The following is a 19,623-nucleotide window of genomic DNA, read 5'->3' as shown; positions in this document are numbered from 1 at the left end:
CGCCGGGCGTCGGTGCTTCTAAGCATCGGTGCCGCTAAGCGGACCTAAGCGTCCTTGCGGGGAACTTCGGTGCGGGGAATTTCTGAGCGGACGGTGATGTCCGGGTTGGCATCCACCAGGGTGTCCTCGGCGTCGGCGTCTTCCACCTCACCGGCGGTCCGGATGGGCTTGGCCCGGCCGGAGAACCGCTCATGCAGGGTGGCCGTGGCGGCGTCGCGCTGCTTCTGGAAGAAAAGGTAGCTGATCGCGAAAGCGATGAGGCCGGCGCACACCGCGGCGAGCAGGATTCCGATTTGAAGGAAGCTGAACAGCACGAACAGCGGCACAAACAGTGCCAGACGGATCAGGGAGTATTTCATAAAGGCCACAGTCCAAGTTTAGCCGTCCGCCGCCCGGCGCCCGGACGCTAGACTGGTGGTATGCCCCGTGTATTGGTCGCCGTTGCCGTTCTTGCCATATTCGTCTATGGCCTCGTGGACGTGATCCGGACTGACAAGCACCTCACCAGGGGTATTTCCAAGACGGCCTGGATCGTGGTGATGGTTGTCCTCCCCGTGGTGGGAGCGGCACTTTGGTTCATCATCGGCCGGCCGCGTGGAAGCCGCCCCGCCCCGCAGTCCTACGCCCGCACCACAGCGCCGGATGACGACCCCGACTTCCTGCGCAACCTGGAAATCCGCCGTCGGAACCAGGCCGAAGCGGACCGCCTGAAAAAGCTCAAGGATGAACTCCAGGCCAAGGAACGCAAGGTCAATGGCAGCCCTGCCGGCGGCGCCGAGGGCAAGGGGAAGCCGAACGGCACCCATCGGGGCGACAAGCACACCGAGGAATCACACCACCCCGAGACCGACGCGCACGGCACCGACGAGGTCAAGTAACGCCTTTCGAGGTCACGTAGGGCTAGACGACCGAGTACGGCTAGACGACCGAGTACGGCTAGACGACGGCCGAGCGCCGCTCGATCAGCACGGTGTCGCGCCATTGCCCGGCACAGGGGCCATGGGTCATAAGGGCGATGCGCCGCCGTCGTCCCACAACGGTGTAACCGTTGGCGAGATGGAGCCTGAGGCTGGCGTCGTTTTCGGGAAAGACACTGGCCTGGATCGTCCAGATCCCGCCGCCCTCGGTGGAGTCCGCCAGCGCCTGGAGCAGCAGCGCTCCCACGCCACGTCCGCGGGCGTCCGCAGCCACATAGACGGAGTGCTCCACCACCCCGGCGTAGGCCGGGCGCGATGACACCGCGGAGACTGCCGCCCAGCCAAGGATTCGACCCTCCGGCGTCTCGCACACCAGCCGGTGCGGAAGCAGCCGTGAGGTATTGAACCGTTTCCAGTCCGGCGGCTCCGATTCAAAGGTGGCGTGACCGGTCTCAATGCCCTCGCGGTAGATCCGCCGGACCTCCGGCCAGTCAGCGTCCGTCATGGCACGGATCGTGAGGCCTGGAGCAGGCTGCGGGTTCACAGGCTCTCGAGGAGTCCGGCCGTCTGTTCCAGTGCGCCCGGAACCAGGGAGTAATAAGCCCAGGTGCCGCGCTTTTCGCGGTGCAGCAGCCCGGCCTCCACCAGCACTTTCAAGTGGTGGGACACGGTGGGCTGGCCCAGGTCCAGCGGTTCCGTGAGGTCGCAGACGCAGGACTCACCCGAGTCGCCGGCCTTGACGATGGACAGCAGCCGCAACCTGTTCGGGTCGGCTAGCGCCTTGAAGACCAGGGCCCGCTGCTGGGCCTCGTCAGCACTCAGCGCCGGCTTTACCGACGGGACGCAGCATGAGGCGTCCACGGGGGCTTCGACGATCTGCAGGGAGTTCATAGACCCATTATGCACATAGATTGACATTCATCGATATAGGTGGGGATACTCTCTATATCGATCTTCATCAATTTATCTCTTACCGGTTGCATCAGGGCGCCGCGGCGCCGTCGGGCCCTTGATTGAAGGCCCCGTCCTTGTTGCACTTGTTTACGCGGCGCTGGGGCACAGCGCCTTCGAACCACTACCCAGGAGACCACATGACCGCCGAAGCGAGCACCGAACAGCTGATCATCATCGGGTCCGGCCCCGCCGGCTACACCGCAGCGATCTACGCCGCCCGCGCGGGCCTGAAGCCCCTGGTCCTGGCCGGATCGGTAACGGCCGGCGGCGCCCTGATGAACACCACCGAGGTGGAGAACTTCCCGGGTTTCCCGTCCGGCATCCAGGGCCCGGAGCTCATGGACGGCCTGCAGGAGCAGGCGCAGCGGTTCGGCGCCCAGGTGATGTTCGACGACGTCACTGAGGTGACGCTGGCCGGGCACCTCAAGCGTGTGGTCACGGGCGCGGGAGACATCTATGAGGCGCCCGCCGTCATCCTCGCCACCGGCTCCGCCTACAAGGAACTCGGCCTTCCCGAGGAGAAGAAACTCAGCGGCCACGGCGTCTCCTGGTGCGCCACCTGCGACGGCTTCTTCTTCCGCGACCAGGACATCGTCGTCGTCGGCGGCGGGGACTCAGCCATGGAGGAAGCCACGTTCCTGACCCGCTTCGCCCGGACCGTTACCGTGGTGGTCCGCAAGGGTGAACTCCGCGCCTCCCGCATCATGGCCCAGCGCGCCAAGGACAACCCCAAGATCAGCTTCGCCTGGCACTCCGCCGTGACCGCCATCCATGGCGACCCCAAAGTCACCGGTGTCACCCTCACGGACACCCGGACCGGGGAAACCCGCGAGCAGGCCGCCACGGGCATCTTCGTGGCGATCGGACACGTGCCGCGGACGGAACTCGTCGATGGCCAGGTTGAGCTCGACGCCGAGGGTTACATCAAGGTGGACTCCCCCACCACGGTCACCAACCTGACGGGTGTCTTCGCCTGCGGCGACGCCGTGGACCACCGCTACCGCCAGGCCATCACCGCCGCCGGGACCGGCTGCGCCGCCGCCCTGGATGCGGAGCGGTACCTGGCCGCCCTGGATGATGCGGACAGCATTGCAACGGCCTTGGTCGAGGAACCCACCCACGCCTAGGAATTCACTGAACAGAGCTTCTCAACGGGAAGGAGGTGAGCTGAATGGACACCGGATGCTGCACCGACAACGGCTGCTGCGAGGACGAATCCTGCACGGATCAGGACTGCTGCTAGCCGCCCTCCCCGCCCGACACCTTCCACCTTCCGCCTTGCTTGCCCAACTAGGTAGCAGCAGATGTCGTTATGAGCCCTCAAAACGACATCTACTGCTACCTAGTTGGGCCGCGAACCGCCACACGAACTGATGAAAGAGGACACCTTGGATTCGACGACGAACCTTCCCGTTGCCGTGATCGGCGCCGGCCCCGTGGGCCTGGCCGCCGCCGCCCATCTCCTGGAACGCGGCCTGGAGCCGCTGATCTTCGAGGCTGGCCCGACGGCGGGAGCCGCCATTGAGCAATGGCGCCACATCCGGCTGTTCTCCCCATGGCGGTTCAACCTCGACGCCGCCGCCGTCCGCCTGCTCGAAGCCTCCGGCTGGGAATCGCCCCGGCCCACGGCCCTCCCCTACGGCGGCGAGCTGATCGATGATTACCTCGCACCGCTCGCCGCGCTCCCGGCCATCGCTTCCCGGCTGGAGAACGGTGCCCGGGTGGTTGCGGTAACCCGGTCCGGGATGGACAAGACCCACACCCGGAACCGGGACACCACACCGTTCGTGGTGCGGGTGGAAGGTGCGGGCGGGGAAGTCCGCGACCACGCCGTGGCCGCCGTCATTGACGCTTCCGGCACGTGGTCCATCCGCAATCCGCTCGGCACCTCAGGCCTGCCCGCCATCGGCGAAGAGACCGCCGCGGACAGGATCTCCTCGCCGCTTCCCGACGTCACCGGACGGGACCGCGCATCCTTCGCCGGGCGCCGAGTCCTGGTGGTCGGAGCAGGGCACTCCGCCGCCAACACGCTCATCAGCCTCGCGGACCTGGCCAAGAACGAACCCGACACCCGGATCCTGTGGGCCGTCCGCGGCGCCTCCGCGGAGAAGGTCTACGGTGGCGGCGACGCCGACGGGCTGCCCGCCCGAGGCCAGCTTGGGAGCAGGCTCCGCCGACTGGTCGAGGCCGGCACCATCGAACTGCACACCGGCTTCGGCATTTCCTCCTTCAAGTCCCTGGACTCGCACGTCACCGTGGCAGCCGTTGACGGGCGCACGCTGGACGCCGACATCGTGGTGCCCTGCACCGGGTTCCGGCCGGACCTGGATATCCTGCGCGAACTCCGGCTCGAACTGGACCCCGCCGTGGAGGCTCCGCGCCAGCTTGGCCCCCTGATCGACCCCGAATTCCACTCCTGCGGTACTGTTCCCCCGCACGGCGCCAGGCTCCTGGCGCACCCGGACAAGGACTTCTACATCGTCGGCATGAAGTCCTACGGCCGGGCCCCCACCTTCCTGCTGGCCACCGGCTACGAACAGGTCCGCTCAGTGGTGGCAGCCCTCGCCGGGGACCGCGAAGCCTCCGACACCGTCCAGCTCGAACTCCCGGAGACCGGCGTCTGCTCCTCCGACGCCGGCACCAGCTGCGACGTCCCCGCCGCAGCAGCCGCCGCGGACTCGGCGGAGTCCGGCTGCTGCGCGGCTCCGGAACCAGTCCTGGTGGGCTTCCCCACCGGCCTGACCCACGGCCGCTCCGGCATCAACTAAGCCCCGCCCCGACCCCGCAAGCATCACCGCCCACGAAGGAAACCTCACCCCTATGACCCAGGAACCCAGCAGCACACCAAAGACCCCGGCGGTCCTCTTCGTCTGCAGCAAGAACGGGGGCAAGTCCCAGCTCGCCGCCGGACTGATGAAACAGCTGGCCGGCGGGAGCGTCGCCGTCTACTCCGCCGGCACCAAACCGGGGAAGTCACTGAACCCGCAGTCCGTGGAGTCGCTGGCCGAACTCGGGATCGACATCACCGGCGAACACCCCAAACCGGTCACCGATGAAGTCCTGGCTGCCGTGGACGCCGTCATCGTCCTTGGCACCGAAGCAAAACTCGAACCCCGCGAAGGCACCCGGTTCGAGGTCTGGCAAACGGACGAACCTTCCGAGCGCGGCATCGAAGGCATGGAACGCATGCGCCTGGTCCGGGACGACATCAATGCCCGCGTCCGGAAGCTGTATGCGGAGCTGACCGGGGACTAGCATGCCCGCCCCGGCCGACGCCCCGGCCCTGGTGGCGGAAGGTGCACCCCGCGGCGGCCTTGCCGCCCTGTGCATCACCCAGACCACCGGCTGGGGCATCCTCTACTACGCCCTGCCAGCCGCCGTCCTGCCGCTCACGGAGGACACCGGCTGGGAGCCGGCGCTGGTCATCGGAGCGTTTTCGGCCGGGCTCCTCGTATCCGCCGGCGCCGGCATCCTCGTCGGCCGCGCCCTGGACAGCACCGGCCCCCGCACCCTGATGATCGGCGGCTCGCTAGTCGGGGTCGCCGCCCTGGCCCTGGTGGCCCTGGCACCCGTCCTGCCGCTGTTCGCCGCTGCCTGGCTGCTGGCCGGCACGGCGCAGGCAGCGGTCCTGTACCAGCCGGCCTTCACCGTGATCACCCGCTGGTACGGCGCCGGGCGGGTCCGGCCACTGACCATCCTGACCCTCGCAGCCGGGTTCGCCTCCACCATCTTCGCTCCGCTCACGGCCGCTCTGTGCAGCAACATCGGCTGGCGGGCGGCCTTCCTGGTCCTGGCCGGGCTGCTGGGACTGATCACTGTGCCGCTGCACGCCCGCTATCTCAACAAAACCTGGAATGCTGACCCTCGACGGGGCACGGGAGCCCTGGACCGGAATGGCGTGCGCGCCCTCCGCCGCAGCCCTGAATTCCTCCGGCTGCAGGGCCTGATGGCGTTGCTGTGCCTCGGCCTCTACGCCGTGACCCTGAATATCATTCCCCTGCTGATGGAAAAGGGCGCCAGCTACGCCGTAGCCGCGCTAGGACTCGGGCTCGTGGGCGCAGGCCAGGTCGGAGGCCGGCTGCTCTTCGGCTTCATTCCGGTCCGGACGCGGCTGCCTGCCATCACCGGCACTGCCGCCGGCGCGGTCCTGCTGCTTGCCGTCCTGCCGGGACCCCTGCCTGCCCTGATCGCAGCGGGCAGCCTGGCCGGCGCTGTCCGCGGCTGCCACACCCTGCTGCAGGCCACTGTCGTCGCCGACCGGTGGGGAGCGCGGAACCTCGGCACCTTGCAGGGGACCTTCGCCGCACCGCTCACAGCAGTCACCGCCGTCGCCCCCGCTGCCGGCCCGGCGGCGGCGGTTTGGCTCGGTTCCTACACGGGCATGACCTACGCCATGGCCGGCGTCGCAGCGGCTGCTGCCCTCATGGCCGTCCTGGCATCCCGGCGCGGATAGTCCGGCACAGATACTCCGGCGCGAATAGTCCGGCGCAGTAGTCGAGTCCGGGGCCGGTCGTCCGGGCCGGCGGCCTGGCTACAGACCCGAGTAGGAGTGCAGGCCGTTGAAGAACTGGTTCACGATGGTGAAGTTGAAGACCACGCAGAGGTAGCCCACAATCGACAGCCACGCGGCCCGGGTGCCGGTCCAGCCGCGCGTGGCGCGGGCGTGCAGGTAGCCGGCGTAAACCACCCAGATCACGAACGTCCAGACTTCCTTGGTGTCCCAGCCCCAGAAGCGGCCCCAGGCTTTCTCGGCCCAGATGGCGCCGAACATGAGGGTGAAGGTCCAGCCGACGAAGGCGATGGCGTTGATGCGGTAGGACAGGTTTTCCAGGCTCAGCGCCGAAGGCACCAGGCGCATGAAGCCCAGCTTGTCCGCGCCGCCGGACGCGATGGTCTTTTGCCGGTGCGCCTGCACCAGCTGCAACGCGGACATGGCGAACGTCAGCGTGAACAGTGCCGAGGACAGCACCGCGATGGACACGTGGATCACCAGCCAGTAGCTCTGCAGCGCCGGCACCAGGTGCCCCACGGGGGTCCAGTAGGCCACGGAGGCGGCCACGAGCATGATGATCGCCAGGCCGACCACGAAGGTGCCCAGGAACCGCAGGTCGCGCCGGATCAGGACCAGCAGGAAGACAGCGACGGCCACGAAGGCGCCGGTGGTGAGGAACTCGTACATGTTGCCCCACGGCACCCGGCCCGCACCGAAGGCGCGGGTGACCACGCCGGCTCCGTGGATCACGGCGCCCAGCACGGTCAGGGCAACAGCAACGCGGGCGGGAACGCGGCGTTCGGCGGCGTAGCGCATGCCGGCGTCGGCCGTCTGCCCGGCGCCTGCCACGGCACCATTGGAGGCGCGTCCGGTGGCCGACGACGGCCGCTCGGCGCGGCCTGCCGGCCCGCTGACGTCCGAATCGGCGCGGTCAACGGCGGCGCCGGCGCCGACGCCGGCACCCACCGGAACTTTGGACGTCGCTGCCGCGGACGCCTCGGCTGCGGCCGCAGCTTTGAGGTCCACGGCGAGGAGGGCCTTGCTGCTCTTGGCCAGGTCCCAGGCGAAGGCGATAAAGGCAACCGTGTACGTTCCGGCGGCCAGCAGCATAAAGAGCTCGCTGTACTGGCCCATGGTTTCGTTGATGGCGAGCATTACTGGTCCTTCTTCGACTCGGATGAGCCGGCTGTTGACTGGATAAAGTCTTCCGGGCGGGATTCCGTGGCGGCATCCCCGGAGGCACCGCTGGGGACACTCTCCGCGGGGCCATTATCCTCCGGCCCGCTGGGAGCTGTCTGTGAAGCCGTCCGTGAGTCCAGGCCCCATTCCTCCGTCAGCAGTCCGCGGATAATCTCCGCCTCCGCCGCCAGGCGGTGGTCTTCGCCGCGGGCCAGGAGACCGTACTCCACCATGGTGCGGCCGTCCGGGTGCGTACCCGTGCGGACCCAGACGCGCCGGCGGTTCACGTACAGGGAGGTCACCAGTCCGGCCACCGCCAGAAGGGCGAAGATCAGGGCGTAGAGCTGGCCCGGGTTGTGGTGGATGTCCACGCCGATGTAGCGCTTCACGCCGTCGAAGCTGATGGTTCCCTTGCCGTCCGGGAGCGTATACGTGGTCCCGGGCGCCAGGGTGATGCCGCCGGCGTCGAGGTTCCGGGCGTTGAGCGGCGTCAGCTTCTTCACGTCGAGCTCGAAGACGTTCTGCGGGGAGCCCGCGTTTAGTCCGAGGTCGCCGAAGTACGAGTTCAGCGTGAGCTGCGGGTTGATCAGCTCCGGGTCCCCGCTGAAGGACACGCCTTCCTCGGTGACGAAGGCGGTGGGCAGGAAGAACCCGGCGAACCCGAGCTGGTCCGGCTTGGCGTCCGGGACCTTGATGACCACGGAGGAGTAGTAGTTGTCCCCCTGCAGCTTGGCCACCACCGGCCCCTGCATGGCGACGTTGCCGGCGCCGTCGCGGATGGTCACTACGGGGGCGTAGCCGTTGCCGGTGAGGTAGATGCTGGTGCCGCCCAGGCTGACGGGGTCGTTAACCTTCAGCACCTGCTTCTCGGCCGGCGCATCCGGTGTTTCCCGGGTGGTCACGTCCGCCTTGAAGTCGATGGGCTGGCCGAACTTGCCTTTCGATTCACGGTCGAAGGTGATCTGGAACTTATCCAGCTGGATGGAGTAGGGCTGGAGCTGGCTGCTCTGGAAGTTGGTGCCCGGGGTGAACTGGTCGTAGCCCACCAGGGTGTTTACGAACGTGTCGCCCTCCACCAGGATCCGCTGCCCGCTGTACCCGAACAGGCCGCCGGCCGCCACGGAGACCAGCACGCCGATCAGCGACGTGTGGAACACCAGGTTTCCCACTTCCTTCAGGAAGCCGCGCTCGGCCCCCAAAGAGGGCCGCGCGCCGTCGTCGTCCCTGACATCAACGCGGTAACCGCGTTTCTTCAGCTTCGCGGCAGCGTCCGCAATAGCGGCCGACGCCGGGATCCCGGCGTCCGCGGGGATCACCAGCGTGCCGTACTCGGGCAGGCGGGAGAGCCTGGCCGGGGTGCGCGGGGGCTGGGAGCGCATCGCCTTGTAGTGGGCGATCGCGCGGGGAACCACGCAGCCGATCAGGGAGATGAACAGCAGGATGTAGATGGCGGAGAACCACGCGGAGGAGTACACGTCGTAGAGCTGGAGCGAGTCCAGGATCTTGCCGTAGTCCGGGTGGTCCGCAATGTACTGGGTGACGATTGAGGGGTTCGCGGGGCGCTGCGGGAACAGCGATCCGGGCACGGCCGCAACGGCCAGCAGCAGGAGCAGGAACAACGCGGTGCGCATGCTGGTCAGCTGGGTCCAGGCCCAGCGCAGCATGCCGGTGAACCCCAGGGCCGGCATGGCGGCTTCCGCCTTGGCCTTGGCCACGGGGTTCGCTGCAGCATTGTCTGCGGGTGCAGGCTTCTTCTTTTCGTTCACTCGCTCGCTCATCAGATCGGCAATTTCACATCGGTTTGGAACCAGTACTGCAGCCCGGACACCCAAGCCCCCCACACACCGCTGGCCATCAGCAGGCCGAGGACCACCAGGATTCCCCCGCCGATCCGCTGGATGGCGAGCCGGTGCTTGCGGAAGAAGGACATCACGCCGACGCCCCGGCGCACGGCCAGGGCAATCAGCAGGAACGGGATGCCCAGCCCGAGGCTATAGACGAAGGCCAGGAACGCGCCCTTGGCGGCCGAGGACCCGCCGGACATGCTCAGCAGCTGGACGGCGGAGTAGGTGGGCCCGATGCACGGAGCCCATCCGAGGCCGAAGGTGATCCCCAGCAACGGCGCGCCCCACAGTCCGGCCGGCGGCTTGGCATGGATTTTGGCATCCCGCTGCAGCCAGCTGAAACCGCCCATGAACACGACGCCCATGATGATCACCAGAACACCCAGCACCTGGGTGATCCAGGCATTCTGGCCGCCGCTGATCATCGAACCCAGCTGGCCGAACGCCCCGCCGAGCAGGACGAAAATCACCGAGAAGCCGAGCACGAACAGGCCGATTCCGGCCAGCATGCGGCCGCGCTTCTGCTTCTCCAGGTCCACGCCGGTCAGCCCGGTCACATAGCCCAGGTATCCCGGCACCAGGGGCAGGACGCACGGTGAGAGGAAGGACACGAATCCGGCGAGCAGAGCCACCGGGATGGCAAGCAGCAGGGAACCGTTCAGGATGGCTTCGGCGAAGGAGCTGTTCACGTGGGGGCGCCGCCGTTACTCTGCCACGGCGGCGGCGATGAGGGCCTTGAGCGTGCCCTTTTGGATTTCCCCGAGGACACGGGAGGCCACCCGGCCCTGCTTGTCGAGCACCAGCGTGGTGGGCACGGCACCCGGAGGAACCAGCCCGGACACGGCCAGGAGCACGCCGCCGTCCTTGTCGTGGAAGCTCGGGTAGGTCAGGTTGAACGTCTTGTCGAACGCCTCGGCTGCGGCCTTTTCATCGCGGAGGTTGACGCCGTAGAACTGCACTCCCTGCGGCTTGAACTCCTGGTGAAGGGCCTCGAGCGACGGCGCTTCGACGCGGCACGGCGCACAGGCAGCGAACCAGAAGTTGAGCACGGTGACTTTTCCGACGAAGTCCGCCGGCTCCACGGTGGTGCCGTCAAAGAGGGTTCCCTTGATGCTGACGGCGGATTTGCGGTCGGCAGCAGCGAACTCGGTCACAGACCCGTCACCGGCAACGTAGTTCTTGTTGTCCCCGGCCTTGGCCTGCTTGGCCAGGGCGTCTTCCTGGGCACACGCGGAAAGCCCCAGCGTGAGCGCGGCCAGCCCCAGGCCGCCGGCGGCCAGCACACTGCGGCGGGAGGCTGCGGTGGTCACGTCGCGGGCGCCGGCCGCCGCGGTGAACTTGAATCGGGACACGCTCAGGCTCCCGGGGTGTTCGAGGCGCCGGGCAGGAGTGCGGCAGCGGGCTCGCTGTATTCCACGCGCAGGAGGGTGCCGTCGTCGTCGAAAACCAGCGACGTGATGGACGTGAGGGTGCATTCGCGCTTGCGCGGATCGTGCCAGAGGGGCTTGCCCTCGGCGCTCAGCCGGGTGGACCAGATGGGGAGCTGGTGGCTGACCAGGATGGCTTCCGCGTGGTCTCCGCCCAGCTCGATGGCACGGAGGCGCGCGTCCTGGACTGCGGCGATGACGCGTGCGGCCTGGGCTTTGTAGGGCTCACCCCAGGACGGGATGAACGGGTTGCGCAGGTGCGGCCAGTGCTTGGGCTTGAGGAGCTCGGCCTTGTTGACCCGGAGCCCTTCGAAGTGGTTGCCGGCCTCGATGATGCGCGCCTCGGTGTGGATTTCAAGGTTCAGCGCTTCGGAGATGGGCAGGGCCGTTTCCTGGGCGCGGGTCAGCGGCGAGGCCACGAGATGCACAATGTTCGCCCCGTCGGCCACGCGGTCGCTGAAGTGCACGGCGAGCGTCTTGGCCATCTGCTGCCCGAGTTCGGAGAGGTGGAATTCCGGCAGCCGTCCGTAGAGGATTCCGTCCGGATTGTGGACCTCGCCATGGCGAAGGAGATGAACAGTGGCTTGGGGCATGTTTACCAGTTTCTCAAAGATGTCGGGTGATCTGAAATCTTCTACAGGAAGTAGAACTGAGAAGTTTGGAGAAATGTTCCCCGGAGTTGGAATAAAAGATGCATATGCATGTTTATACTGGGTGAAGCAGTTAGTTGAGACTTCAAGCAAAGAAGTTTCGGCTGGCGATCAGATGTCCTTCCGCAAGAGAACTTCCATCACAGATCACAAGGAGCAACACCATGGCACTGCCCGCCAACATCACCACCGGCACCTGGACCCTCGACAACTCGCACAGCGAAATCGGCTTCACGGTGCGCCACGCAGGCATCAGCAAGGTCCGCGGCCAGTTCACCGACGCCGCAGCCACGCTGGACCTCGCCCAGGACGTTGCCGACTCCAAGGTCAACGCCACCATCCAGACCGCCAGCTTTGACTCGGGCGACGTCAACCGCGACGGCCACGTCCGCGGCGAAGATTTCTTCGACGTCGAGAAGTTCCCGGAAATCTCCTTCGTCTCCAACGCGATCGTTCCCAAGGGCGACGCCTACGAGCTCCAGGGCGATCTCACCATCAAGGGCGTCACCCGCCCGGTGGCGCTCGAAACCGAGCTCCACGGGGTGGCTGTGGATCCGTTCGGCAACACCCGCGCCGGCCTCACCGCCGAAACCACCATCAGCCGCAAGGACTTCGGCCTGACCTGGAACGCCGTCCTCGAAGCCGGCGGCGTGCTGGTCAGCGACAAGGTTGCCATCAACCTTGAGCTCGCGTTCATCGCTCCGGCAGCCTAGTTCTTCGCTTCGTAGTTCTGCACCAACAGCACCCCGCTCCGTCCCCGAGACGGAGCGGGGTGCTGTGCTTAATCCGGCTGCTGAACCGGGCCGGCCAGAATACCTCTGCGGAATGATCCATCGGGCCACCGCAGCGGGGTACGGTGGAACCAAACCATGCTGGGGGCAGGGGAACCGTCACTGATCCCGGTACCCGTTTTGTCAGTAGTCGACCCGCGAAGGACCAACTATGAGCACGCCTCCAGCCACCCCGAACGAACCCGAGAACGGCAAGCCTGGCCCCGACGCTCCCCAGTACGGGCAGAACGCGCCGCAGTCACCTGCCGCACCCCAGTACGGACAGCAGCCCCCGGCCGCTCCGCAGTACGGCCAAAACACGCCGCCGGGCGCTCCCCAGTACGGCCAGAACGCACCCCAGTACGGACAGCAGCCACCGGCCGCTCCGCAGTACGGACAGCCCCAGTACGGACAGCAGCCCCCGGCCGCTCCCCAGTACGGCCAGCAGCCGTTCGGCCAGGCGCCGCAGCAGTACGGCCAGTCCCCCTATGCCCAGTACCCGTCCGAACAGCCGCAGGGTCCCGGAGCCGCCGGGGTTCCGAAGATGGTCAACAACGCGTTCTGGATGATCATTGCTGCGGGCGCCCTCTGGCTCATCTCCCTGCTGGTCGCCATTCCCGCGCTGGATGATCCCGCCATGCGGAGCACCTTCGAGGAGCAGATGCGGGCAGGCGGCGCAGACATCGATTTTGAATCAATCAAGGGCGTGGTCATCGGAACCATGGTTGTGATGGGCCTGATCGGTGCCGGGCTCTACGCCCTGGTCGCCTTCAACGTGCGCAAGGGCAAGAACTGGGCGCGCATCCTGGGCACCGTATTTGCCGCACTCTCGATCTTCAGCCTGCTTCCGCTCAGCGTCGGCTCCATCGCGGTACTGCTCGGGATCGCAGCCATTGTGATGCTCTACCTGCCGGCATCAGCGCCGTACTTCCAGAAGCAGCAGCCGTTCGGCGGCCCGTACGCCCAGCCGGGCAACCCCTACGGACGCTAACTCACCCCGCAGCACCACGTTCAACAGCATCACAGTTCCACAGCACCACAGTTCCACAGCCGGAGGGCGTGGACTTTGGAAGGCACCGGCGAAATCAGTCGCGGGCCTCCGGAGTCCGCGCCCTCTGCGTTTGGCCGGCAAGCTCTTGAGCGGAAATTGAGCCGCAAACTATGCCCAGAATGCCCTTCCGCACGGTACCGTGTTACCAAAATCACGCTGGGGGCAGGTGAGGTGGCTGATCCCGGTGTCTATTACTGAGTAACCGACTCACAAAGGATCACTAATGAGCACTCCGCCCGTCCCGCCGTCGTATCCCAGCGATCCAAGCGGCGGTTCCTACGGCCAGCCGGCACCGCAGTACGGGCAGGGTCCGTCCGCCTTTGCGCATCCGCCGCAGTACGCGCAGGCCCCGCAGTACGGCCAGGCGCCCCAGTACGGCCAGCCCCAGCAGCAGTTCGGCCAGGCGCAGTATGCGCAGCCGCAGCAGTCCGGGAAGCCGCAGTACTTCGCCTACCCCTCCGAACTGCCGCAGCAGGGAAGCTCGGGCACCGCCGCTCCCCCGCTGGTCAACCTCTCGTTCTGGCTGCTGATCGTCGCCTGCGCGCTTTGGGTGGGCTCAGTGTTCCTCTCGATAGGTTCCATTGACGACCCCGCCATGCGCAGCCAGTTCGATGCCAGGCTGGCAACCAGCGGAGCGGACGTGGATTTCGAGGCCGTGAAGGGCGTCATTGTGGGAATGGTGGTGCTGATTGCCGCCGTCGGCGTGCTGCTGTACGCGCTGGTGGCATTCAACGTCCGGAAGGGCCGCAACTGGGCCCGTGTCCTGGGTACCATTTTCGCGGCCTTCTCCCTGCTGGGCGTTCTGCAGATGGGACTCGGGACGCCGTCCATCCTGGCCGGGGCCGCGGCGATCGTGCTCCTGTACCTGCCCGGGTCGGCGCCGTACTTCCGGAAGTACCAGCCGTACGCCGGCCCGTACGGGCAGCCGGGCTACCCCTACGGGCGCTAGCGGCGGCACTTCTCGACGGCGGGATTACTCGCCGTCGTCGGGGTTCTGGATCCGCTGGGCGTGGTAGGCCAGGATCTGCAGCTCGGTGGCCATGTCCACCTTGCGCAGGTTCACGCCCGGCGGCACCTGGAGCATCACGGGCGCAAAACTGAGGATGCTTCGCACGCCGGCGGCGATGACGCGGTCACACACACCCTGGGCCACGGCGGCCGGCAGGGCGAGCACCACCATGTTGGCACCGGTCCGCTGGAGGACAGGCTCCAGGTCCGCGACGTCGCTGACGCGCAGCCAGCCCACCTCGTTGCCCACCACCATCTGGTCGGCGTCAAAAATGGCCACGACGTCGAAGCCCCGTGATTCGAAGCCGCCGTACCGCGCCAGGGCCTTGCCGAGGTTACCGGCGCCCACGATTGCCACTTTCCAGTCCCGGGTGAGCCCGAGTGCGGCCGAGATGTTGCGGCTGAGGTACTGCACTTCGTAGCCGACACCGCGGGTGCCGTAGGACCCGACGTGCGAGAGGTCCTTGCGGAGGGTGGACGAGCTGACGCCGGAGGCTTCGGCCAGGGACTCGGACGAGACGCGTTCGATCCCTTCGGCCAGCATGGTGGTGAGGGCGCGCAAATAGATGGTCAGCCGGGCCACGGCCGCGGGCGGAATCTGCTTGGCCGCAGTTCCGCTATCCCCGTGGACAGCCTCGGGGGATGAATCCAGCGAAGTCACTATCTGCTCCATTGCGTCGCGTTGTGAGTCCACTCTAGAGCCCCCTCCGCGCTGCCAACAAAGCAGAAGTCGTCGCGGCTATTTGGCCACAGCCTGGCGTAGTATCCGCTCGAGGCGGGTTTCGTCGATCTTCCAGAAGTCCCGCTGGATACCGTCCACCAGGACAACGGGGATCTCTTCGGCGTAACGCTCGCGCAGCTCCGGCTGGTTGTCCACCAGTTGTTCCGTCCACTCAAGTCCCAGTGCCGCTGTGACCCGTCCGACGGCGTCGCGCGCCGCCTCGCAGAGGTGGCAGTCAGCTTTGGTGATCAGGACGACGTCGGGTTTTGCCATGCCTTAACCGTAGCCCGGGCTGCCGCCCCGCTGCGACGGGGGCGCGCATCTGTGTGCACCCATCAGCATGGACTCGTCTGCGAGGCCGCGACAGCGCGGACTCGACCATTGACTAGACTCAAGTCATGCCCGAGGAGAAGTATGTCGCCGTAGTCCGGCAGCCGGCCGGTGCGCTGCAGCACGGCGAGGCCGCCTTCTTCGACGTCGACAACACGCTCATGAAGGGCGCCAGCCTCTTCCACGTGGCCCGAAAAATGCACCAGCGCGGCGCCTTCACCCTGCCGCAGGCAGCAGGCATGGCGTGGAAGCAGTTCAAGTTCATTCTCCGCGGCGAGAACATGGATGACGTCCACGCGGTCCGGGACTCGGCCCTGACCCTTGCAGCCGGCATCACCGTGGAGGACATCAAAGCCCTCGGCGAAGAAGTCTTCGACGAAATGATTGAGTCCAGGATCTGGCCCGGCACCAAAGCCCTGGCCCAGCAGCACCTCCGGGTGGGGCGCATGGTGTGGCTGGTGACGGCGACCCCCATCGAGGTGGCCACCGTGATTTCCACCCGGCTGGGCCTGACCGGCGCCCTGGGAACCGTCGGTGAAGTCATGGACGGGGCCTACACCGGCCGGCTGGTGGGCGACATCCTGCACGGCCAGGCCAAGGCCGTGGCCGTCCAGGGCATCGCGGACGCCGAGGACCTGGACCTCAAGCGCTGCTGGGCCTACAGCGACTCACACAATGACATTCCGCTGCTGAGCATGGTGGGCCATCCCGTGGCCATCAATCCCGACGCCCGGCTCCGCCGCCACGCCCGGGACAACAACTGGCCGGTGTACGACTTCCGCTCCGGGCGCCGCGCCGCAACGCTCGGGCTGAAAGCCGCGACTGTCGGCGGCGCCGCCTACGGCCTCTGGCGGGGTTTCACCCGCTTCCGCGGACCCACGGTTTAACTCTCACCACACGAGTGGCCTGCCCGCTGAGCTTCCGGAGCCTCAATCGGCCACAGTGCTTCGCGTAGGAGCGCATCGCGACCGAACGCGCGACACAGGTCGCCCAGCGACCGTCGGAGCGCCTTTCGGGCGTGTCTAAGCGACGGCGAAGCGCTGTTGCCGGGGAACCAAGCAAAGAAAAATGCCCGCTGCCAAAGGCAACGGGCATCTCACGCTGTAGGAAGTATCTCTACTTCTTGTTACGGCGCTGGTGGCGGGTCTTACGAAGCAACTTGCGGTGCTTCTTCTTGGCCATACGCTTGCGACGCTTCTTAATAACTGAACCCACGAAAGTTCCTTACAAACTAGATGGAGTACCTGTCTGATGGAAGAGGTCCGTGGACTAGGCAACAGACTAAACAACAAACAGATTCTTACAATAACGAAAAACGTTCCCTAACAGGGTACCGCTTATCCGGCGCTCCCACTGACCGCCCGCCAGACCGCACCCCTTGGTTGCGGCCGCTGCGGAGGTTAGGCGGTGTCCGTTTGGCCTTCCACGACAGCACCTTTGACGTACTGTTCGACGGCGGTCTCGGGCACCCGGAAGGAGCGGCCGAACCGGACGGCCGGCATCTCTCCGGAATGAACAAGGCGGTACACGGTCATTTTGGAAACGCGCATGAGCTCGGCCACTTCGGCCACAGTCAGGAACTGAGCGTTCGAGAAGTTCGACTCTGCGGACATTTCCCTTATTCCTTTGTTAACAGCTGATAAAGGCAACCCCATTGAAACCCCATTGCGGTGTGCCGATGCTGAGCCATCAACCTACCCTGTGCTAGTTACTCTAGTGGCTGATGGTGCCATTGTGAAAGTCATTTTCAGTAACCAGTTTCGCTGAACCGCCAGGGACTTTCAGCCCTGGCCGGCGCCGCGGCGCTTGCGGGCCGACGATGCCAGCTGGCCCAGTACCGACGCCGTGACATCCCACTCCATGCAGGCATCCGTCACGCTCTGGCCGTAGACCAGTTCGTCGGTGCCTGCGGCGTGCTCGGCCACGTCGAGGTTCTGCGCGCCGCCCACCAGGAAGCTCTCCAGCATGACGCCGGCAATCGCCGCGGCTGCCGCTCCGCCGTCTTCCAGCTGGGCGCCGATTTCCAGGGCCACCTCGGCCTGGCGGTGGTGGCTCTTGCCGCTGTTGGCGTGGCTGGCGTCCACAATGAGCCTGGGGTTGAGCTGCTTGGCCGCCAGCTTGGCGGACGCGGCTTCGACGTCGGCCGCGGAGTAGTTGGGGCCCTTGCGGCCGCCGCGGAGGATCACGTGGGTGTCCGGGTTGCCGGCCGTGGCCACCAGCGCCGCCCGGCCGTCGCCGTCGATCCCCAGGAACGCCTGGGAGGCCGCTGAGGCGCTGCAGGCATCCACCGCAACCTGGAGGTCGCCGTCGGTCCCGTTCTTGAACCCGATGGGCATCGACAGCCCTGACGCCAGCTGGCGGTGGATCTGGCTTTCCGTGGTGCGCGCACCGATGGCGCCCCAGGACACGAGGTCGGCCATGTACTGCGGGCTGATGGGTTCCAGGAATTCCGTGGCCGTGGGGAGGCCCAGCGAGGTGACCTGCTTCAGGAACCGGCGGGCTGCCCGCAGGCCGGTGGCGATGTCGTGGCTGCCGTCCAGGTGCGGATCGTTGATGAGGCCCTTCCAGCCCACCGTGGTGCGGGGCTTCTCGAAGTAGGTCCGCATCACGATCAGCAGGTCTTCCTTGTGCTTCTCGGCCTGGCTCACCAGCCTGCGGGCGTATTCCAGGCCGGCTTTGGGGTCATGGATGGAGCAGGGGCCCACGATCACCAGCAGGCGGTCGTCCACGCCGTCCATGATGGCCCGGACTTCATCCCGGCCGCGTTCGACGACGTCAGCAACCCGGGCGTCCAGCGGAAGTTCCGCGATCATGTCCTGGGGTGACGGAAGCGCCTGGAATTCGCTGACGCGCAGGTTTGAGGTGGACTTGGAAGGCTGTGTTTCGGTGGCTGCTGTGGTGCTCATGGGTGCGGGGTCCTGTTCCGGAAGGTGCGGAGCGGGCCCAGATCAGAACCCGCCGGAGAAATGGCGAAGGGCAGAGAATGATCTCTGCCCTGTTGGCTCTGAAGGAAAGTTGGATGCGTGTCAGTTAGACGCGGGCCCCTCCAGAGCCAACGAAAAATACGCATACCAACGGTTAGTCATAGCCAAGACCATAACCCCGGAAGCAACCGGCCGCAAACCGGGGCGTCACAAAACTCCGCGCAACACACCGCACCCCTCTCGCCCGGCCCAACTAGCCCGGCCCAACTAGGTAGCAGCAGGTGTCGTTTTGAGCCGCCAAAACGACATCTGCTGCTACCTAGTTGGGAGGGAAGCGCTACCCCAGCAGCTTGCGCAGGTACTCCAGCTGGCGGTTCCACTGGTGCTCCTGGCCGCCCTCATGGTTGTTGAACCGGTACACCTCGATGTCCTTGGCCGGCGCCCCGCTGCCAGCGCCCGTTCCGTAGGCGTTGAAGCTGGCAAAAACGGTCGACGGCGGGCAGATGTCGTCCGCCTGCGCGGCCGAGAACAGCGCCGGCACCGTGGCCGCCCGGCCCAGGTTGACGCCGTCGAAGTAGTTCAGCACGGCGAGGACCGACTCGTACCGGTCACGGTGGCGGGCCAGGAAGGCTGCGATTTCCGGATAGGGTCCGCGGGGCGTGATGTCGATGGCGCGGGGGAAGTCCTGCAGGAACGGCACGTCCGGCAGCGCGGCGACGACGCCGTCGAGCCTTCCGGCCGCAAGCCCGGCCACGGCAATGGTGATGCCGCCGCCCTGGCTGACACCCGCAACCACAACCCGGGAGGCGTCGACGGCGGGATGCGCCTGCGCCGCTTCCACCGCGCGGAAGGCATCCACATAGACCCGGCGGTAGTAGTAATCCTCACGGCTTCCGGCGCCGCGGGTCATCAGCCCTGCATGCGCCACGTCCCCGGCGGATGGGTGCGGGTCTGCGGTGTGCCCCAGGAGTCCGCCGTAGCCCTGCCCGCGCGTGTCCATGATGAAGTGCGCGTAGCCCGCCTGCGCCCACTTGGTGTCCTGGTTGGACAGCCCGCGTCCGCCGGAATAGCCCGCATACTGCACCACGACGGGAAGCGGCTCGTCCGCCGGGCGGTTCGCCGGCAGGTGCAGCCAGCCCTTCACCGGGGAACCGCCGAATCCCGCGAACGTGACATCGAACGTGTCTACTACCGTGAGGTAGTTGTCCACGGGCTCGAACACAGCGCCCAGCGGGTATGCCCGGGCTTCGCTGACGGTGCGGTCCCAGAAGGCATCGAGATCCACCGGCGCGGTGACGCCGGAGGTGTAGTTTCGGAGCTGCTCAAGCGGTAGGTCGAAAAGTGGCATGGAATTCC

The 19,623-nt window shown here is 66.6% G+C and carries 23 protein-coding genes; 9 read left to right on the top strand and 14 right to left on the bottom strand.

Features of this window, described 5'->3' with window-relative positions; all coding sequences use genetic code 11:
- Positions 1 to 44 precede the first annotated feature (44 nt).
- Positions 45 to 359, bottom strand: coding sequence for a DUF4229 domain-containing protein (locus AC6JAC_RS05285; RefSeq protein ID WP_055804745.1), 315 nt, complete (start codon positions 357 to 359; stop codon positions 45 to 47).
- 60 nt (positions 360 to 419) lie between these two features.
- On the opposite strand from AC6JAC_RS05285, the gene AC6JAC_RS05280 reads away from it, so the two are divergent.
- The gene (locus AC6JAC_RS05280) at positions 420 to 878 is read left to right on the top strand and encodes a PLDc N-terminal domain-containing protein (RefSeq protein WP_028269998.1); all 459 of its coding nucleotides are present in this window, start codon (positions 420 to 422) and stop codon (positions 876 to 878) included.
- A gap of 58 nt (positions 879 to 936) precedes the next feature.
- On the opposite strand, the gene AC6JAC_RS05275 is transcribed toward AC6JAC_RS05280, so the two are convergent.
- Both AC6JAC_RS05275 and AC6JAC_RS05270 read right to left on the bottom strand, forming a co-directional pair.
- Positions 937 to 1,422, bottom strand: coding sequence for a GNAT family N-acetyltransferase (locus AC6JAC_RS05275; RefSeq protein WP_347900000.1), 486 nt, complete (start codon positions 1,420 to 1,422; stop codon positions 937 to 939).
- 35 nt (positions 1,423 to 1,457) lie between these two features.
- Positions 1,458 to 1,808: an ArsR/SmtB family transcription factor gene (locus AC6JAC_RS05270; RefSeq protein ID WP_028269996.1), complete on the bottom strand. Its 351-nt coding sequence runs from the start codon at positions 1,806 to 1,808 to the stop codon at positions 1,458 to 1,460.
- A gap of 200 nt (positions 1,809 to 2,008) precedes the next feature.
- On the opposite strand from AC6JAC_RS05270, the gene trxB reads away from it, so the two are divergent.
- The 4 genes from trxB (at position 2,009) to AC6JAC_RS05250 (ending at position 6,324) form a co-directional block, all read left to right on the top strand.
- Complete coding sequence (gene trxB / locus AC6JAC_RS05265; RefSeq protein ID WP_497963716.1) at positions 2,009 to 2,998, top strand: thioredoxin-disulfide reductase; 990 nt, start codon at positions 2,009 to 2,011, stop codon at positions 2,996 to 2,998.
- Between the two features lie 261 nt (positions 2,999 to 3,259).
- Complete coding sequence (locus AC6JAC_RS05260) at positions 3,260 to 4,639, top strand: FAD-dependent oxidoreductase (protein WP_497963714.1); 1,380 nt, start codon at positions 3,260 to 3,262, stop codon at positions 4,637 to 4,639.
- Positions 4,640 to 4,691: 52 nt separating this feature from the next.
- The gene (locus AC6JAC_RS05255) at positions 4,692 to 5,126 is read left to right on the top strand and encodes an arsenate-mycothiol transferase ArsC (RefSeq protein ID WP_497963712.1); all 435 of its coding nucleotides are present in this window, start codon (positions 4,692 to 4,694) and stop codon (positions 5,124 to 5,126) included.
- Position 5,127: 1 nt separating this feature from the next.
- Positions 5,128 to 6,324: an MFS transporter gene (locus AC6JAC_RS05250; protein WP_497963710.1), complete on the top strand. Its 1,197-nt coding sequence runs from the start codon at positions 5,128 to 5,130 to the stop codon at positions 6,322 to 6,324.
- Positions 6,325 to 6,402: 78 nt separating this feature from the next.
- Here the strand turns inward: AC6JAC_RS05250 and ccsB are convergent, their stop codons facing one another.
- The 5 genes from ccsB to AC6JAC_RS05225 are packed head-to-tail and all read right to left on the bottom strand — an operon-like array spanning position 6,403 to position 11,406.
- The gene (gene ccsB, locus AC6JAC_RS05245; protein WP_028269991.1) at positions 6,403 to 7,518 is read right to left on the bottom strand and encodes a c-type cytochrome biogenesis protein CcsB; all 1,116 of its coding nucleotides are present in this window, start codon (positions 7,516 to 7,518) and stop codon (positions 6,403 to 6,405) included.
- Positions 7,518 to 9,320: a cytochrome c biogenesis protein ResB gene (gene resB / locus AC6JAC_RS05240; RefSeq protein ID WP_497963708.1), complete on the bottom strand. Its 1,803-nt coding sequence runs from the start codon at positions 9,318 to 9,320 to the stop codon at positions 7,518 to 7,520. Before resB ends, ccsB begins: the two co-directional genes overlap by 1 nt.
- Positions 9,320 to 10,075 carry a cytochrome c biogenesis CcdA family protein gene (locus AC6JAC_RS05235; RefSeq protein WP_497963706.1) on the bottom strand — a complete coding sequence of 252 codons (756 nt, stop codon included), beginning with the start codon at positions 10,073 to 10,075 and terminating at the stop codon, positions 9,320 to 9,322. The genes resB and AC6JAC_RS05235 overlap by 1 nt, the downstream gene beginning before the upstream one ends.
- Positions 10,076 to 10,090: 15 nt before the next feature.
- Positions 10,091 to 10,738: a TlpA family protein disulfide reductase gene (locus tag AC6JAC_RS05230; protein ID WP_497963704.1), complete on the bottom strand. Its 648-nt coding sequence runs from the start codon at positions 10,736 to 10,738 to the stop codon at positions 10,091 to 10,093.
- Positions 10,739 to 10,740: 2 nt separating this feature from the next.
- The gene (locus tag AC6JAC_RS05225) at positions 10,741 to 11,406 is read right to left on the bottom strand and encodes a histidine phosphatase family protein (RefSeq protein ID WP_028269987.1); all 666 of its coding nucleotides are present in this window, start codon (positions 11,404 to 11,406) and stop codon (positions 10,741 to 10,743) included.
- 221 nt (positions 11,407 to 11,627) lie between these two features.
- Here AC6JAC_RS05225 and AC6JAC_RS05220 point away from each other — a divergent pair, with 221 nt between their 5' ends.
- From AC6JAC_RS05220 to AC6JAC_RS05210, 3 genes are all read left to right on the top strand, one after another.
- Positions 11,628 to 12,176, top strand: a complete 549-nt coding sequence (locus tag AC6JAC_RS05220; protein ID WP_028269986.1) for a YceI family protein — start codon at positions 11,628 to 11,630, stop codon at positions 12,174 to 12,176.
- A gap of 229 nt (positions 12,177 to 12,405) precedes the next feature.
- Positions 12,406 to 13,224, top strand: coding sequence for a hypothetical protein (locus tag AC6JAC_RS05215; protein WP_454699285.1), 819 nt, complete (start codon positions 12,406 to 12,408; stop codon positions 13,222 to 13,224).
- Between the two features lie 283 nt (positions 13,225 to 13,507).
- Complete coding sequence (locus AC6JAC_RS05210; RefSeq protein WP_497963701.1) at positions 13,508 to 14,233, top strand: hypothetical protein; 726 nt, start codon at positions 13,508 to 13,510, stop codon at positions 14,231 to 14,233.
- A 24-nt stretch (positions 14,234 to 14,257) separates the two neighbouring features.
- Here AC6JAC_RS05210 and AC6JAC_RS05205 read toward each other — a convergent pair whose 3' ends face one another.
- Both AC6JAC_RS05205 and AC6JAC_RS05200 read right to left on the bottom strand, forming a co-directional pair.
- Positions 14,258 to 14,953, bottom strand: coding sequence for a redox-sensing transcriptional repressor Rex (locus AC6JAC_RS05205; RefSeq protein ID WP_028269983.1), 696 nt, complete (start codon positions 14,951 to 14,953; stop codon positions 14,258 to 14,260).
- A 78-nt stretch (positions 14,954 to 15,031) separates the two neighbouring features.
- Positions 15,032 to 15,286 carry a glutaredoxin family protein gene (locus tag AC6JAC_RS05200; protein ID WP_043483637.1) on the bottom strand — a complete coding sequence of 85 codons (255 nt, stop codon included), beginning with the start codon at positions 15,284 to 15,286 and terminating at the stop codon, positions 15,032 to 15,034.
- A 125-nt stretch (positions 15,287 to 15,411) separates the two neighbouring features.
- Between AC6JAC_RS05200 and AC6JAC_RS05195 the strand changes: the two genes are divergently transcribed.
- Complete coding sequence (locus AC6JAC_RS05195) at positions 15,412 to 16,230, top strand: HAD family hydrolase (protein ID WP_028269981.1); 819 nt, start codon at positions 15,412 to 15,414, stop codon at positions 16,228 to 16,230.
- A 229-nt stretch (positions 16,231 to 16,459) separates the two neighbouring features.
- Here AC6JAC_RS05195 and AC6JAC_RS05190 read toward each other — a convergent pair whose 3' ends face one another.
- The 4 genes from AC6JAC_RS05190 to AC6JAC_RS05175 form a co-directional block, all read right to left on the bottom strand.
- Positions 16,460 to 16,558, bottom strand: coding sequence for a 30S ribosomal protein bS22 (locus tag AC6JAC_RS05190; protein WP_003792170.1), 99 nt, complete (start codon positions 16,556 to 16,558; stop codon positions 16,460 to 16,462).
- Positions 16,559 to 16,743: 185 nt separating this feature from the next.
- Positions 16,744 to 16,956 carry a helix-turn-helix domain-containing protein gene (locus AC6JAC_RS05185; RefSeq protein ID WP_028269980.1) on the bottom strand — a complete coding sequence of 71 codons (213 nt, stop codon included), beginning with the start codon at positions 16,954 to 16,956 and terminating at the stop codon, positions 16,744 to 16,746.
- A 168-nt stretch (positions 16,957 to 17,124) separates the two neighbouring features.
- Positions 17,125 to 18,249 carry a 3-deoxy-7-phosphoheptulonate synthase gene (locus tag AC6JAC_RS05180; protein WP_497963698.1) on the bottom strand — a complete coding sequence of 375 codons (1,125 nt, stop codon included), beginning with the start codon at positions 18,247 to 18,249 and terminating at the stop codon, positions 17,125 to 17,127.
- Between the two features lie 355 nt (positions 18,250 to 18,604).
- Positions 18,605 to 19,615 (bottom strand): acetylxylan esterase, encoded by a 1,011-nt coding sequence (locus AC6JAC_RS05175; protein WP_497963696.1) that lies wholly within the window; start codon positions 19,613 to 19,615, stop codon positions 18,605 to 18,607.
- Positions 19,616 to 19,623 lie beyond the last annotated feature (8 nt).

The organism is Arthrobacter sp. KUASC02 (genome assembly GCF_059739395.1).
Note: the sequence above shows the minus strand (reverse complement) of the source record. Positions and strands in the feature narration are given on the sequence as shown.